The sequence below is a fragment of the Vibrio ruber DSM 16370 genome, assembly GCF_900163965.1.
GTDB lineage: Bacteria > Pseudomonadota > Gammaproteobacteria > Enterobacterales > Vibrionaceae > Vibrio > Vibrio ruber.
In genome coordinates, this window is record NZ_FULE01000048.1 from 1 (window position 1) to 15,258 (window position 15,258).

The window sequence follows — 15,258 nt, forward strand, 5'->3', positions numbered from 1 at the left end:
AAATTCTTATATTGAGCGTTTTAATCGAACCTACCGAACGGAAATTCTGGATATGTATGTTTTTAAAACGCTGAATGAAGTCCGGGATTTGACAGAAAACTGGATGAGGGAATACAACGAAGAAAGGCCACATGACTCACTAAATGATCTCACGCCTTGGGAGTATTTGGAAAGACACGACAGCAGGAAAAACTCTAACTTATCGTGCCATTAAAACTGGGATGGTTACACCTGAACTTCCACTTCAATTGCCTGAGCCAATAACTACTGTGTGCCTTGTTTTAACAACTTATTGAGTAGATTTTCTGCTTATGAAGTTGAGTCACGTTATTATCTGCCATGTGGTGTATCTCCTATTGGTTGTTAATTTGCCGAGATCAATTGTAACCCTCCCTTCAACACATACACCAGAAATCACTATATCTCTTTTTGTGTCCGTATTACCTTTCTATAACACTTATATCTAAACCGGATAAAAGAGATCGCATCAGGTCTGAATTATTCGCTCCGGCTGGGAGCTTTAAGAGGCAGTCCTTCCCATGATCTTTACCCCATGAACTGAAAGACTAAACCGGGATTGACCCGGTTATTGCGGCATGTCCGGTGAAAAAACAGAGTCATGACTATTTCGCAAAAATAATATGATACTAAGTTTTATTTAACTGCTTTCTTATTTAATTTGATATGTTTAATATTGCGACGCTTACACATATTTATATAGGAAATTTGTTAAATGAAACTAAAAACTCTGTTGGCTGTTTTTTCTGCCCTGGCACTGTTGTTCGGTGTTGTCGGGCAGAGTTCCGCGGTGACTTTCTCTGGTACTTTTTATGCTAGTCAGTCATGTCCGGCTTATCAATCAAAAAACAAGAAAACCAATCCTGGTAACATCTATCTGGTTTCCGGGCAGCCTTACCAAATTCGTGAGGCGAATAAAAATGACGCCACCTGGTACCGGGTGGTGGTTGAAAATGCTAATCCGCAGTTGCGTTGGGTCTCTGCCAGTTGTGGTGAGGTAAAAGGTGGTGATTCTTCTTCATCTGGCAGCTGTTCAACGGCGGGTCAGGAAGACAGTTATGTCTTGGCTCTCAGCTGGCAGCCAGCTTTCTGTGAAACACACACGTCAAAGCCTGAATGTAAGGTCACGGATTCCAGCGCTTATCAGGCCGGAAACTTTACCCTGCATGGTTTATGGCCGAATAAAGCCTCTTGTGGCACAAGTTACGGATTCTGTGGCAGCTATTCTCACTCGGTGAGTCCTTTCTGCAGCTATGATGCGGTTCCGATGTCATCATCGACGCTGGCATTACTGGGACAATATATGCCAAGTGCAGCCTATGGTTCTTGTTTACAACGTCATGAATGGTACAAGCACGGTACCTGCCAGACGCAAAGAAACGCGGATGAATATTTTAAAACTGCGATTCGTCTGCAAAAAGAATTTAACCAGAATGTCGCTTATTTCATGCAGGAGCATCTCGGTGAATCTGTCTCCACGCAGGACTTTTTTGATGTTGTGGATCAGGCGTTTTTCGACGGAGCGCATAAACGGTTACAGATTTCATGTAAGAACAGCAAATTAGTGGATGTCTATATTAATTTGCCGAAACAACTGGATGAAAATGCTTCCCTTGAAAGCTTAATGATGGATGCTGATCCGAAGTTTTCTAACCAATGTGGCAGCAGCTTCACTGTGGATGAAATCGGCTTTTAATCATCCGTTCTGACTGATAAAAAAGAAGGCGGTTTTCCCGCCTCCTTTTTGTGATTATATTGGTATAAAACCCGGTTCAATCCGGGTTTTATTTTTTGAAATCTATACCATAAAATCAATATTGCAGCATGAGAATACATTGATGTGAAGTGTCTCGGGAAAAGGCCGCGACATTGATTTAAACCGGTGAAAATCCATAGACTTTTGCACGACACCTCGCCACACTAGAGCGATGTTGGCTAACTGATTCAAATCATTCAGATATGAAGACTTCTCTCGATCATCTCCCTGAACGTAAACAGCACGAGCTTGCGCTGATTTCAACCATTCTGCGCGATACGCTGGAAGAATACATCGTTGGCAAGCAGGGGAGTAAAGCCGAGTTCCGGATCCTGAAAATCATTTTGTTCGGCAGCCACGCCAAAGGCGGCTGGGTGAGCGATATTCCCAACGGCTATGTCAGTGACTACGACATTCTGGTGATCGTCAACAAACCCTCGCTGGTGGAAGAGGATCTTGTCTGGCGCAGAGCCGAAGAGCAGATCGACCGCAAAGTCAAAAGCGCACCGCTGGGTCTGATTGTGCATACTTTGGAAGAAGTGAATGAACAGCTCAGACAAGGTCACTATTTTTTCAAGGATATTCGCGAAGAGGGGCTCGAAATCTTTGCTGCGACACCGAAAGAACTGGCCGAACCGGGGGATCTGAGTGATGAAGAACGTCGTCAAATTGCCCAAGGGCACTATGATTACTGGTTTGAAAGTGCACAGCAGTTTTTTCATTTCTTTGGCCAGGCTCTTTCTGATAAGAAATGGCTAAGCAACGCAGCATTTCAACTCCACCAATCCACAGAGCGATTGTTCGCCTGTACCTTACTGGTTCTGAGTAACTACCTGCCGAAAACCCACAATATCGAAAAGCTGAAAAAATACTGTGCCGAGCAAGATCTTACTTTCGTTGATATTTTCCCGATGGACGACAAATTCCACCGCCGCAGCTTCCGTCGTCTGCAACGCGCCTATATTGACGCTCGCTACTCGATGCATTACGAAATCACCGAGGAAGAGTTGGTGTATTTGCAGGGGGAAGTAGAGAAGTTGAAGGAGCTGGTGGAGAAGGTTTGTTTGGCGCGGCTTGAGGGGTAATTCCACTTGTATCGAAAATCATCTTCCTTCTTTATCCCTTTATCTTCATCCGCTAGCCAGATTGTTTTTTATAGTCGAATCCCCATTTACCGTAGGCAATGATGGCGACTTTTTAGGTTTTCCAGTAGCAACAATAAGTCGCTTTAAATATTGGATTACATTGCATTGCAGATATTATAGTCATATACAGGGCTGTACGTACTTGAGCACATCTACGGCCTTTTTCTTTACTGAACGTTCCAATCAAGCATCCATATTCATCCCAATTTTTGAACAACAGTAGCGCTGAACAAAGCTGGCTACATCCTGTTTAAATATCAGACTGCATGACACGCATGATTTTGTTCATTAAAACTATTTTTAATTCTTCACATGAAAGAGGGCAGAGGACTAGGATATCATCACGATTGAGAAATGCGTTCAAAGCCGGGGGAGCATCGTGATAAAAAATATGACCTACCTTAGCAAAAGGTCTTATTACTTTAAACTGGTCGTGGCCATTAATGTTGTTTGTTTTGTCGGTTTAGTTCTGGTTGCCCTGAATCTCTATAATCGAAATTTTTCTGAAAACCTTCAGCAATTGAAAAACTATGGGTTATCTCAGGCAAGAGTAATTGCGCATGATCCGTTATTATCTGAACAGGTATTCAAAAAAAATATTACACAGTTGACCGCGATAGCACAAAAATATCAATGGGGGGCTGAAATTGAATACATCTCTCTCTCAAATACCCATGGTATCCGGTTATTTCATAGCAAAGGCTATGGAATCGGTGAGAAAATTCATTCGAATAAAATCGATGAGATTGCACAGGGAAGGGAAATCTCAGATGTAAGTCAGGGGTTTTATGGTCGGGTATTGGTCAAGGCCCGGGTACCGATTTTTTATCATGGTCAGTTTATCGGTATTGTTTCTACCGGTATCTCTTATCCTAAATTCATCGAAAAACAGAAAAAAGATCTCAATGAAATTGCGATTTTATTTATTGCTGCCTGGTTTATCAATCTGGGGGTGAGTTATTTATTAATCCGAAGTTTACGTTACCGATTAAACTTAATGACACCTGAGCAAATAGAAAAAGGCTTTGTTTATCGTCAGTATATTCTTGATTCCGTTTATGAGGGGATTGTCGCAGTTAATAAAGAAGATAATGTCGTTCTGATTAATGATGCTGCAATGGCATATCTGGATATTCTTGATGAGGATATCCGAGGGAAACCCATTTCAGATTATATTTTTAATACCGATTTTTTTAGCAGTAACAGTCTTGAAGAGCTAAAAGACGAAACCATTCTTTGTAATGGCCATTCTCTGATTGCAACCCGTAAACCTATCTACGATAAGCAGGGTAATGAGCTCGGCTTAGTGGTGAGTTTTCGTATTAATACGATGCAACATGAACTGGAAAACAAAATGAACCAGTTTGCGAAAGATAAAGACAATCTCAGAGCAATCATTCATGAGTTTAACAATCAGATGTCGGTGATTTATGGCTTACTTGAAATGAAACGTTATGACAGTGTATTGCAATACATTGATACAGAATTTGCGACCCGCCAGAATGATGTCCGTGAAATATCAAAAATGTTACCAGTTCCTGATCTTGCAGCGATGTTCCTGAGTAAGAAAGTCCGGGCGAAAGAGCTGAATATTACGCTTGAAATCGATCCGATGAGTCGTATTGACGGTAAGCTTTTACCGATGGATATACAGGATGTCACTTGTATTGTTGGCAATTTAATTAGTAATGCTTTTGAAGCGGTAGTGAACAGTAACGCAGACCAACGGGTTGTCAGTTTGTATGTATATCAGAGCGATGAGCTCATTATTGAAGTTGCAGATAGTGGCAGAGGGGTTGCCGAAGAAGACGCGGACAAAATTTTTGAGCGTGGTGTTACTTCGAAAGATGGTGATAATCACGGCATTGGTTTGTATCTTGTGAAAACACTGGTTGAGCAGGCCGGAGGGAGAATTGTGATTGAAGAATCAGATTTCGGTGGCGCTTTATTTATTGTGTTTATTCCGTTAAAAACTTGTTCTATACCAAATCAATCTACATATTCCGAAATTCATTCACTGACTAATTAGTTATAACATTGAATTAAAACCATTAAACCCATATTGTTGATTTTCATTTGACTGTTCAAAGTTTACCGTCACAGATGTAGTTCTTGTTGAAAATTAGTATGAGCTCAGTAATTTTTATAAAATTGAGAGTAAAAACTATGACTTCGACACTACTGAGTGAAAGGCTTGAACGAGAGCCTTTGATTAACAAGCCATTGTTTCCGATATTATTGGTTGTTATTGTTCCACTGCTGTTTTATATATCACCTGCTCCGGATGGTTTATCTGTCCAAGGGTGGCATTTGTGTGGATTATTTATCACCACAATCCTCGGATTAATATTTAAACCTTTTCCTGCCCCGGTTATTTTATTATCCGTTATTGCGGTGATTGGTATTACCGGAGGAAATACCAAGCTAGTATTAAGCGGATATTCATCCACAACCACCTGGATCGTGTTTTCTGCGTTAATTATGAGTAACGCGATTCTGGTTACCGGTCTGGGAAAACGGATCGGATATATTCTGATTGATAAGTTCGGCAGAACGACTTTGGGGCTGGGGTATGTTCTGGCAATGCTGGACTTGATTGTCGCCCCATGTACACCATCGATTACGGCCAGAGCCGGTGGTTTGGTCTTTTCTGTGGCGAAAAGTATTTCAGCTTCTCTGAACTCTTATCCGGATTCAGGTGCCAGAAAAATTGGTTCTTATCTGATGATGAATTCGTTTTTAAATACCAAATCAACCGCCTATGTTTTTTTAACAGCGGCTGCGCCAAATCTGATGGTTTTGCCGTTTATGAAAGATATTCTGGGCGTTGAGATGACATGGGTAAGCTGGTTCGCGAGTACCGTTGTTCCCGGCATGGTCATGCTGCTTCTTACACCGCTGATTATCTACCTGATTTATCCACCGGAAGAGAAAACAATCGATAATAAACGCATTGCGGAGGAAGGTCTGCAAGAGCTTGGTACTTTGAGTAAGAGAGAAAAAGTTCTGAGTGTTATTTGCATATTGGCTTTGGCCGGTTGGGTGTTGGGTTCTATATTCCACCTGAGTGCTGCAGTTGTTGCGATAGCCGCATTCATGCTGATGATCATCTGTGGTGTGATGTCCTGGGATGACGTCTTACAGGCTAAAGGTGCATGGACGGTGCTGGTTTGGTTTGGTGGTATCATCGGGCTGTCTGCTTCTTTGAAAGCAGAAGGTTTCTTCTCATGGCTCGGTTCATTGATGAGTCATCTGGTCAGTGTCGGTACGAATGCGACGATGGCCCTGATGCTGATTATATTGTGTAGTGTGTTGGTTCGTTATTTCATGGTCTCCGGTTCTGCATACGTTGTATCTATGGTTCCTGTATTCTTTACACTGGGGTTGATGATGGGGATTTCTCCGAGCCTGTTAGCCATCGCACTGTCATGTTCGACGATTTATGGGAGTGGAATTACTCACTATAGCAGTGCTGCCGGCCCGATTATCTTTAGTGAAAACTATGTACCGCTGAAACATTGGTGGGCCGTCGGAGCCGTGATTACTTTTGCCAACTATGCGGTTAACATGACATTAGGTCTATGGTGGTGGAATCTGCTCGGGCTATAGGTTTTCGCCTGAGTCACATTGATCAGTTCAGTAAATCCCAAAAGGCTGCTTGGTTGATATCTCGTTTCAGGAGATAGATCCCGGGCAGCTTTTTTTTCTCTGACTGGCGAAAAGAAAAATGTGTCAATCAGGTGACGGCTTTGCTGAAGAATCGTTGAGGGCGGCCCACTTTGCCGTGTTGTATGGTCGCTTTTAAATACCCGCTGCTGACCGCGTATTCAAGATATCTTCTGGCAGTTGTCCGGCTGACTGAGGCTTGAGCACTGACCTGCTCAGAGGTGTATCTTTGGTCTTTTGAAAAGACAACCAGAATTTGTTGTAAGGTGATTTCATCAATGCCTTTGGGATGTCTGACGGCGTCTTCTAAGTTCTGGTGTTTGTTGTACATTTTCTTGATGAAGCTTTGGTCAATCTGGCCGTCTTCATTGAGACAGATTTCTTTATGGAACTGAGCGTAGCGCCCCAGCGTTTCAGAGATCTGATCAAGAGAAAACGGTTTGATGATGTAGTCAAAAGCCCCCAGACGAATGGCGTTTGTCGCCGTTTCAATATCATTTGCCGCAGTAATAAAGATGACATCAATATTGCTACCCTGAGAACGAAGTTTGCGGAAAAACTCAATACCGGTTCCGCCTGGTAGGTAGTTGTCCAGTATGAGCAGTTTCACTGAAAAGTGATTAAGCATCATTCTGGCATCGGCAAGTGACTTGGCTGTGCCGACAACTCTGAATGGATATATTTGAGAAATATGGTCAGATAATAGACCCGAAATCTCTTTAATATCCTCAACGATTAATAAATCAATTCTGTTCATAGCGTAATTTAGCCTTGACGAAATTTGATGAAACTATCGGATAATTGTTTCATTATAAGTAACAAAAATCACAGTAAAACAGATGTAAAATAAAGGAAATGAGCGAGGGCAAAATATTAGTATTTTTTAAAACTAATATCTAGTGATGTCGGATCGCCTCTCGCTCGGTGGCCGTGTAACGATATTTAATTCAGTCAAAAACCCATTTCGAGAAATCCGAACACCTTAGCATGCAAATAAAACAAATAAACAGAAAGCACAAAAGGTGTTCGGGTATTAATTCGTCACTATCTAAGATGTTTCGCGATCCCGGTAGCGGCCGGTTTTTGATTGAAGATGTCATCAGAGTAATAGAATACCCTCAAGAATTTTTTTAGCGGTTCTGACCAGTGAAACGGACGATACTTTGCCACTTTTTCGGGCGACTTTCAGATCAATGAAGCCTGATGGGTGCTCAATACAACAGTTAACGAGCTCAGTGTTTTGCTGAAGTAAGTCGTAGCTGACTGTTCCGGGGTGACACAATGACATCGTCAGTGCGATACTGCCGGTCACTGCAATCGCTTTATGGCATGTTCTCGGCACATAGTAACGCGCGTTAATGGTGCCTCTATCCGTGGCTGGTTTTGAGACCAGAATTGGCTTGGGAATGACTTTGTCAGAGACGTCACCCAGTCCCATCATTTCACCGGCCTGACGTCGTAAAGCTTCCAATTTGTGGGTGAATTCTATATCGGCATCCAGTTCCGCCGGTTTCTCGTGACCGGTTTTCCCAAATTGGGCTGCGTCAACAATCATGACTGGAATAGCAGCGTCAATGCAGGTCATATGGTAATCAGCGACCTTGTCCTGAACATTACCGGTCGGGAATAATTTCCCTGTTTTTGCACCTTCCACATCAAGAAAACTCAGCTCGATAGGCGCCGCAGGGCTGTTGACTCCGCTAATGTAAGTCTCGCCGTTATAGTTCACTTGACCGTTTGGTGTTTCAATCGTTGCGTGGATAATTTTGTTGGTATTTAAGTTGCGGATGCGAATTGTTGTTTTGTCACCACTGGCTGTGACTAAACCTTTTTCCAGCGAAAAAGGGCCGACACCGGAAAGAATATTTCCACAGTTTGGGGAAAAATCTACTTTTTTTTCTGTGATACCGACCTGTGCAAACAGATAATCGACATCGGCATCCGGGGCGGAAGAGCGTCCGACAATGGCGACTTTACTGGTTAGACTGTTCCCGCCACCAATACCTTCAATTTGCAGCTCATGGCCGGAGCCCATTACTTTTTCCAGTATTTTGGCGAGTTCTTCCCGGTCTTCCGGTAAATCTGAAGCAAGGAAATAAGGGCCGCGTGAAGTGCCGCCACGCATCATTGTAAAAGGCAGTTGAGTGAGCTGAGTCATAGGATCTCTCTTGTTATTCAGTCATAAGATTGATCTTCTGATAAACAGGAAAAGATATGTGAGACGCTCTGAAGGGCATTGAGTAAATTTAAAAAACAGTATGGATATAATGAACAAAATTATCGGGATAGTATGATGACTGAGTGGCTCTATTCATTCAGAGATTGATTTGATGGCGCGAAGCATCACAAAATCCCAAGGACGGCTTTTCAGGATTGATTGAGCAGCAGCGAATCAATCTGACACATAACAGATACGTATATACTGTTTTGATAAATGAGTCAGACTGTGTATTTGATATTATTGTCATCTATAAGCGGCATGAATTTGGCTTGGCCACCTTGAACGATTTGTTTTCCTTTGGAATAGAACAGAGTGTTAACTCAGTTAAACGTCAACATCAAATTCCTTCATCAATATTATATTCTGGAATGCAGATTGTTATTTGGGGGTTTAAATCTCCGTACCTTAATCGTTATTTTGTTTATTACCAATTAAAGCTCATCGTTATTCGAACGACACCACAGTAAAGTATTTTTCATCATATTATAATGATTATGAATGAATTATTTACATTGAATAAGTGTTGAAGGACGAGTTTAGCGCTTGTTCTCTGTGGACAGATATTTGTAAAGACCCAATCATTCGTGTTGTTTTCACTGCCGTACCGGCAAGCCCGGGTACATGATAATGACTGTCTGTCCTGTCCCTGAGGCGTTCCGAAAAGATCGGTTATGTCATGAGTAAAAGCATCTTGTTGCCCTTGGTTGTTGGAGGGCATCTTAAACGAAGTGACTGGCAATACCGAGATGAATAACCGATTTATTTTCGAGTTTACAGGCTCGTATTATTTATTGTTCACGTTGGTTTTTATTTTCGCTAGATGATAAACCAAGTGATGTCCGCTTAAGTTGTTCGGTTGCAATCGAGCCTATTTACGATAACGCCAATGGTATTTTAACCCGCGTTATTCTGGGTGTTACACAACTTATAAAGGAAAATATAAATGAAACTGAAGGTACTTACTTTTTCTATACTCTCTGCTTCGTTGTTTGCGAATCATGCATTCGCGACCAACCATCAAGTGACAATTCACGCAAATTTACAAGACCGTGGCGCTGTCATCAACAAAGACATCTATGGTCAATTTGCTGAGCATTTAGGTCGAGGTATTTATGGCGGCCTGTGGGTCGGACACGATTCCGATATTCCGAATACCAAAGGGTTTCGTAACGATGTTGTGCAAGCCTTAAGAGACATCAAAGTGCCTTTGCTCCGCTGGCCGGGAGGCTGTTTTGCCGATCAATATCACTGGCGTGATGGTATCGGTCCTCAAGAGGATCGCCCGATTACAATCAATTCAAACTGGGGTGGGGTTGAAGAAACCAATGCGGTAGGGACCCACGAGTTTTTTGATTTGGCAGATCTGATTGGTGCCGATACATACATTAACGGCAACCTAGCTACCGGTAGCGCACAGGAAATGGCGGACTGGATTGAATACATGACGTCTGACAAGAATTCTGCACTTGCCAATGAACGCCGCGCCAATGGCAGAAGAGAACCGTGGGAAATTAAATATTTCGGTGTTGGTAACGAGGCGTGGGGTTGTGGCGGTAATATGGGGCCGGAACAGTACGTTGACCTTTATCAACAATACATGTCAGTGATTAAAACTCCTCCGGGTAAAGAAATCTTGTTTGTGGGGAGTGGCGGTACCACGGAAGATACCCAGTGGACAGATGTCCTGAGTTCCCGGATCCACAACGACATGGGGGGAATCAGTTTCCACTTCTACACACTTCCCAATGACGATTGGGATAACAAAGGTAGCGCCACAGAATTTGACGACACCATGTGGTTTAAAACGCTGGAGCGCACCTATCGCATGAAAAACTACCTGCAAAATAATGTCGATATTCTGGATCGCAATGATCCGAGTGGTCAGTTAGGGTTTTATGTTGATGAATGGGGCACATGGTATGACACGGAAGAGGGGCGTGAACCCGGATTCTTATACCAACAGAATACCTTGCGTGACGCTGTAGTTGCAGCCGTCAACCTCAACCTGTTCCACGAATACGCAAAACGGGTTCACATGACGAATATCGCGCAAATGGTCAATGTGCTCCAAGCCATGATCCTGACTGACGGTGCAAAAATGGTCAAAACTCCGACGTACCATATTTTCGATATGTACAAGGTATTTCAGGACGCAACGGCTATTCCGTTTACGCTGGACACCACAGAGTATTCAATGGATGGTAAAGATCTACCGGCAGTTAGTGCGACGTTAGCGAAGGGAACTGACGGCCGTATATACATGGCGCTGGTGAATTTAGATCCGGAGAACGATGCAGATATCGATTTGAATCTAAACGGAGAAATTAACACCATCCTAGCGGGGCGTATTTTAACTGCGCAAGCTATCACCGCTAAAAATACGTTTGATGACCAACATGCTTTAGAGCCACAGCCTTTCCAAGACTGGGCGGATAATTTTGTCCTTCCTGCCAAATCAGTGGTGGTGTTAACGCTTAAGTAGTTGCGGTCAACAATTAACTCATAGGTAAAGCCAGACGAGGGAACTCGTCTGGCTTTTTTCGCATCGTATCTGGTTTACTTTTACGGCCGCTTAGAACTGGTAGTCAGCTATGATACCAAATGTCCGTGGGGCTCCGATTTCATAAAGATCGTTCTTGTGGCGTAAAACATAGTCTTCGTCGGTCGCGTTTTTCACATAAGCGCGAATCGTGAAGTTATCTGCAGCGTAACCGGCATTCAAATTCAGCACAGTGTAGTCACCGGCCGAATTGCTTTCGGTATTGGCTAAGTCTGTATAATAGTCGGAAACATAGTTAACCCTGGCACCGAAGAACAAGCCTGAATTTAAGTGTTGTGTAAACCCTAATCCGGCGGAGAGATCCGGCGCATAGCTAAACTCTTTGCCACTGAGGTTTTCTGTAGTACCGCCCGGCCCTTGCGTTACTTCTGTTTTCAATAAACCCACAAACGCAAAAACATCTAAGCCGGAGTCGAACCAGTAGGTGGTTTCAACTTCAGTGCCATAGGTTTTGCCTTTCGGGATATTGGCAACGTAGTTGTCCAGTCTGCTGCCGCTGTCACCATAAACAACCGTATGGTAGTTATCATAGTTGTTATAGAAGAGGTTGGCGTTGACCCCCAGTTTTTTATCGAGGAAGGTTGAACGTGAGCTCAGCTCGTAAGTCCACACTTCTTCTTGTTGAAACCGGAAGAGCTCTTGCTTGTACTCGTTATAACCAATCCCGCCGGCGTTGTAGCCTTTGCGCGCCGTCAGTCCGAGGGTTGAGTTGTCAGACACTTCATAAGTGACGCCGATTTTAGGCAGCAAAATGTTGTTATCATCATCTGCTTTAAAGTCAATCGGGTACTTTTCATGATCAAAATCGCGCTTGAGGTCATCCCGCTCGTAACGTGCGCCAAGGAGCAGTCCCCATTTCGGGGTCAGTTTGATTTTGGAATCAAAGTAAATCGCATACGTGTGAGTTTTATCGGCACGCCTGAGTGAGTCGGTCTGCGTATCCTGATCTTTGGAATAACTGCTGAGACCGGCAATCGCGCTGTATTTTTCGTCCTGAGAGTTGTAAGACAGCTTCGCTTCGGCGGTATAGTTCTCCTCGTCGATATCCCCCCACCAATCTGTTTTCGGGTAAGCTGTAAATTTGGTTGAGTAGTCACGTCTTGCAAGCAGCACATCCGCTTTCAGTTCGTCATTAATCAGGTAAGCCACATCAAGGTTCACGTTCCAGCTGTTTGTTTCCTGACGACGTGTACCGTTTGAATCGGTGTATTCATACTTACCTTCTTCAGAAACCAGGTTGGTGTACTGATCTTTTTCACGACGACTGGCGACCGTCAGTTTGGCCGTGAGTTTGTCTGAGCCATACGGTTTAAACAGTAATTTTCCCCGGATATTATGAGATTCAATTTCAGAAGGGTCCCAAGGATACTGGTCATGATCCGGCAGCGAATAGTCTATCGGTGTGTTGCCTTTAGTGCCTTCGGCAGCCAGACGGAATGCGAGTTTGTTGTCGACGAGCGGCGCTGAAACAACACCGGCTAAATGGTATTTGTCATCTTCGTTTTCGTAACCCGCACGCACTTTGCTTTCCGTATAAAACGTTGGATCTTTGGTTTTGATCACAACCGCGCCACCGATACTGTTGCGTCCTTGGTTGGTGGATTGAGGCCCTTTATAAACTTCGACTTGTTCCGTGTCCCATAAGCCTGCTTTACCGAAAGCTTCTCCCGTCCATGACTCAGACACACCATCAACGGTGGTGTTGACGCGCGGAGTCGCCCCCGTCATGTATGACAGGAATCCGTCTCCGGCACCACCCCGGCCATCAACACCCCGAATGTGCGGCATCCCTGACGGTGCATTCAGTACGTTAGGAACGCGATCCAGCAAATCATAGTAGTTTTGGTTTTCACCGTTATCTGCATCTTCGGTGAAAACAGTGACCGAACTGGTGTTCTCCGCCAACGTTCCCCCCAGTTTTTCGCCATGTACAACAATCGTTTCCGGGTTTTGTACATTGCTCTGTTGCCGGTTTTTTTCAGCATAAGTACTCGTGCTTACTCCCAAGCATATCAGACTGATCATGGTGGAAAGTATGTTCCTCACATGACGACTAGAATTACCACTGTTTAAATCCATGGGCTTCATGATTTAAGAAATCCTTTAAAAATTTGAAAAATATTTGATGTCGCAACCAATTTTATGCAAAGTTGTTGCGGGTGATTATGGTAATGATAATTATTATTATTTACAATAATGAATCAGGTAAATTTGTGCCACTTGATCAATTTTTCTGTGAATGAGTATGTGGCTGATAAATCGGAACAGTTATGGTTGTTGAAAATACCCAAGGACAAGAGCAACAAAGTATTGCCCGCGTTTGTGGCTGTCTCACCAGAGACAATTGCAATATCGGGGATGAAAAATGGTGGCAAATCATTTGCTCGGAAGGCACGCCTGTCATGGCTGCTATGACTGGTGAATATGCTGATGTGGTCTTTCTTTGGCGTGAGTCTCCGCCACAGAAAGACGCGGCAGCGACTCAAGCTGTGTACATTGATATCAACGGGGTAACCGATCATCACAGCTTCAATATGGCTCAGCTTACCCGGATAGCCGGTACGGATGTGTGGTTCTATGTCGCTGCAATTCCGCTGACTTGGCGTGGTGGTTATGCATTTATTCCTGTGCCCTCAGCTTTGGTTCAGCCCGATTATGCGGGGAACTACAGCGAGAAAAGACAACAGCACCGTCAATGGCTACAGCAGATATTTCCGCTCAGTTGTCGTGATCAACTGAACCCGAACGGGCTCACGCATTGCCCTTGGGGGAGCGCCAAAACACCGTTGCATATGCCGGATGCACCACCGCAACCCCAGTGGCAACCGTTTGATAAGCTTGGCGGAAAAAGTGTCGCCAAGGCAACTTACACCATCGATTGGCAGAGTGAAATGTTGAACGGCAGCCGCAGGGTCTGGCTTTATTCCACCGCTTCCTCTGAGCCGCAAGTTTTATCTGAACAACACGTTGCTGCTGAACAGCCACTCTCCCCGGGACAACCGGCATTACCGGTGGTTTTGCTGCTTGATGGCCGGTTTTGGTCAGAATCGCTGCCGATTTACGATGCACTGTCATGTGCCACCCAAGAAGGCGTATTACCGCCAGCCGTCTATGTGCTGATTGATGAAGTTGACGGACGCCGGCGTCATGACGACCTGAGCTGTAACGCGACGTTTTGGCAGGCAATTATGCAAGAACTGTTTCCTGTGATTGCTCACTATTTCACGCTCAGCAACGATCCGCAGCAAACTGTCGTGGCCGGCCAGAGTCTGGGTGGGTTAGCGGCCATGTTCGCCGCGCTCAACTGGCCTGAACGGTTTGGCTCGGTGGTGTGTCAGTCCGGTTCATTCTGGTGGCCGGATTTTTCAATCGTCAAACCTCCCGGTGACTACGTCGCCCCTGAATCGCTTCATCTGCTGAGTGAAATGAGCCGACAGGTGCATGACGGGTTGGGGCGTCGTGCCGGTCTGAACATCTTCATGGAAGTCGGCAGTGGCGAAGATATCATGATTGACCTCAGTCAGGATATGTACTGCCAACTCGCTTCTCAACAACACAATATTCAATACCGAGTCTTCGAGGGGGGCCACGAACGCTTATGTTGGCGTGGTGGCATCATCGATGGCCTCTCTTACATTTTTTCATTGTGAGTTTTTATTCAGCCTAAACGGAGTCAGATATGTCAGAACAATACGTTAACCCTTTTGATGATCCTGAAAATCAGTTTCTTGTCCTGATCAACCAATGCGGTCAGTACAGCCTGTGGCCTGATTTTAAACCGACGCCTTCCGGTTGGAAAAATACGTTCGGGCCCAGTGATAAACAGCGTTGCATCGCATACATCGAAGCCCATTGGCAAGACATCCGGGTATAGCCGGCACCTCAAGACGAT

Annotated in this window: 11 protein-coding genes; 8 read left to right on the top strand and 3 right to left on the bottom strand. The window is 44.3% G+C overall.

Translation table 11 applies throughout. The annotated features are described in order from the left end of the window. The 5 genes from VR7878_RS17020 to VR7878_RS17040 form a co-directional block, all read left to right on the top strand. Nucleotides 1-214, top strand: a 214-nt coding sequence (locus tag VR7878_RS17020) for an integrase core domain-containing protein (protein ID WP_139344048.1), incomplete at its 5' end; no start/stop codon positions are given. Between the two features lie 519 nt (nt 215-733). After that, entirely contained in the window at nt 734-1,714 is a 981-nt protein-coding gene (locus VR7878_RS17025; RefSeq protein ID WP_077337236.1) for a ribonuclease T2 family protein, read from the top strand. Between the two features lie 263 nt (nt 1,715-1,977). Next, nucleotides 1,978-2,859: a HEPN domain-containing protein gene (locus VR7878_RS17030; protein WP_077337237.1), complete on the top strand. Its 882-nt coding sequence runs from the start codon at nt 1,978-1,980 to the stop codon at nt 2,857-2,859. Nucleotides 2,860-3,310: 451 nt separating this feature from the next. Continuing rightward, the gene (locus VR7878_RS17035) at nt 3,311-4,948 is read left to right on the top strand and encodes a sensor histidine kinase (RefSeq protein ID WP_077337238.1); all 1,638 of its coding nucleotides are present in this window, start codon (nt 3,311-3,313) and stop codon (nt 4,946-4,948) included. 137 nt (nt 4,949-5,085) lie between these two features. Continuing rightward, nucleotides 5,086-6,528, top strand: coding sequence for a DASS family sodium-coupled anion symporter (locus VR7878_RS17040; RefSeq protein WP_077337239.1), 1,443 nt, complete (start codon nt 5,086-5,088; stop codon nt 6,526-6,528). Nucleotides 6,529-6,655: 127 nt separating this feature from the next. Here VR7878_RS17040 and VR7878_RS17045 read toward each other — a convergent pair whose 3' ends face one another. Together VR7878_RS17045 and VR7878_RS17050 are read right to left on the bottom strand one after the other, a co-directional pair. Further along, nucleotides 6,656-7,342 carry a response regulator gene (locus tag VR7878_RS17045; protein ID WP_077337240.1) on the bottom strand — a complete coding sequence of 229 codons (687 nt, stop codon included), beginning with the start codon at nt 7,340-7,342 and terminating at the stop codon, nt 6,656-6,658. A 342-nt stretch (nt 7,343-7,684) separates the two neighbouring features. Next, the gene (locus VR7878_RS17050) at nt 7,685-8,743 is read right to left on the bottom strand and encodes a 4-oxalomesaconate tautomerase (protein WP_077337241.1); all 1,059 of its coding nucleotides are present in this window, start codon (nt 8,741-8,743) and stop codon (nt 7,685-7,687) included. Nucleotides 8,744-9,749: 1,006 nt separating this feature from the next. On the opposite strand from VR7878_RS17050, the gene VR7878_RS17055 reads away from it, so the two are divergent. Next, a complete protein-coding gene (locus VR7878_RS17055; RefSeq protein ID WP_077337242.1) occupies nt 9,750-11,288 on the top strand; it encodes an alpha-N-arabinofuranosidase in 1,539 nt (512 codons plus the stop codon). Nucleotides 11,289-11,378: 90 nt separating this feature from the next. Here VR7878_RS17055 and VR7878_RS17060 read toward each other — a convergent pair whose 3' ends face one another. Next, entirely contained in the window at nt 11,379-13,454 is a 2,076-nt protein-coding gene (locus tag VR7878_RS17060; protein ID WP_077337243.1) for a TonB-dependent receptor, read from the bottom strand. A gap of 182 nt (nt 13,455-13,636) precedes the next feature. On the opposite strand from VR7878_RS17060, the gene fes reads away from it, so the two are divergent. Further along, nucleotides 13,637-15,016, top strand: a complete 1,380-nt coding sequence (gene fes / locus VR7878_RS17065) for an enterochelin esterase (protein WP_077337244.1) — start codon at nt 13,637-13,639, stop codon at nt 15,014-15,016. Nucleotides 15,017-15,045: 29 nt separating this feature from the next. After that, nucleotides 15,046-15,240, top strand: coding sequence for an MbtH family protein (locus tag VR7878_RS17070; RefSeq protein WP_077337245.1), 195 nt, complete (start codon nt 15,046-15,048; stop codon nt 15,238-15,240). The last annotated feature ends 18 nt before the right edge of the window (nt 15,241-15,258 follow it).

What these genes read in the sequence shown, in the direction of transcription:
- VR7878_RS17050 (WP_077337241.1), bottom strand. Translation starts at nt 8,743, where the DNA reads ATGACTCAGCTCACTCAACTGCCTTTTACAATGATGCGTGGCGGCACT.
- VR7878_RS17060 (WP_077337243.1), bottom strand. Translation starts at nt 13,454, where the DNA reads ATGAAGCCCATGGATTTAAACAGTGGTAATTCTAGTCGTCATGTGAGG.
- VR7878_RS17035 (WP_077337238.1), top strand. Translation starts at nt 3,311, where the DNA reads ATGACCTACCTTAGCAAAAGGTCTTATTACTTTAAACTGGTCGTGGCC.
- VR7878_RS17040 (WP_077337239.1), top strand. Translation starts at nt 5,086, where the DNA reads ATGACTTCGACACTACTGAGTGAAAGGCTTGAACGAGAGCCTTTGATT.
- VR7878_RS17055 (WP_077337242.1), top strand. Translation starts at nt 9,750, where the DNA reads ATGAAACTGAAGGTACTTACTTTTTCTATACTCTCTGCTTCGTTGTTT.
- VR7878_RS17030 (WP_077337237.1), top strand. Translation starts at nt 1,978, where the DNA reads ATGAAGACTTCTCTCGATCATCTCCCTGAACGTAAACAGCACGAGCTT.
- VR7878_RS17025 (WP_077337236.1), top strand. Translation starts at nt 734, where the DNA reads ATGAAACTAAAAACTCTGTTGGCTGTTTTTTCTGCCCTGGCACTGTTG.
- fes (WP_077337244.1), top strand. Translation starts at nt 13,637, where the DNA reads ATGGTTGTTGAAAATACCCAAGGACAAGAGCAACAAAGTATTGCCCGC.
- VR7878_RS17045 (WP_077337240.1), bottom strand. Translation starts at nt 7,342, where the DNA reads ATGAACAGAATTGATTTATTAATCGTTGAGGATATTAAAGAGATTTCG.
- VR7878_RS17070 (WP_077337245.1), top strand. Translation starts at nt 15,046, where the DNA reads ATGTCAGAACAATACGTTAACCCTTTTGATGATCCTGAAAATCAGTTT.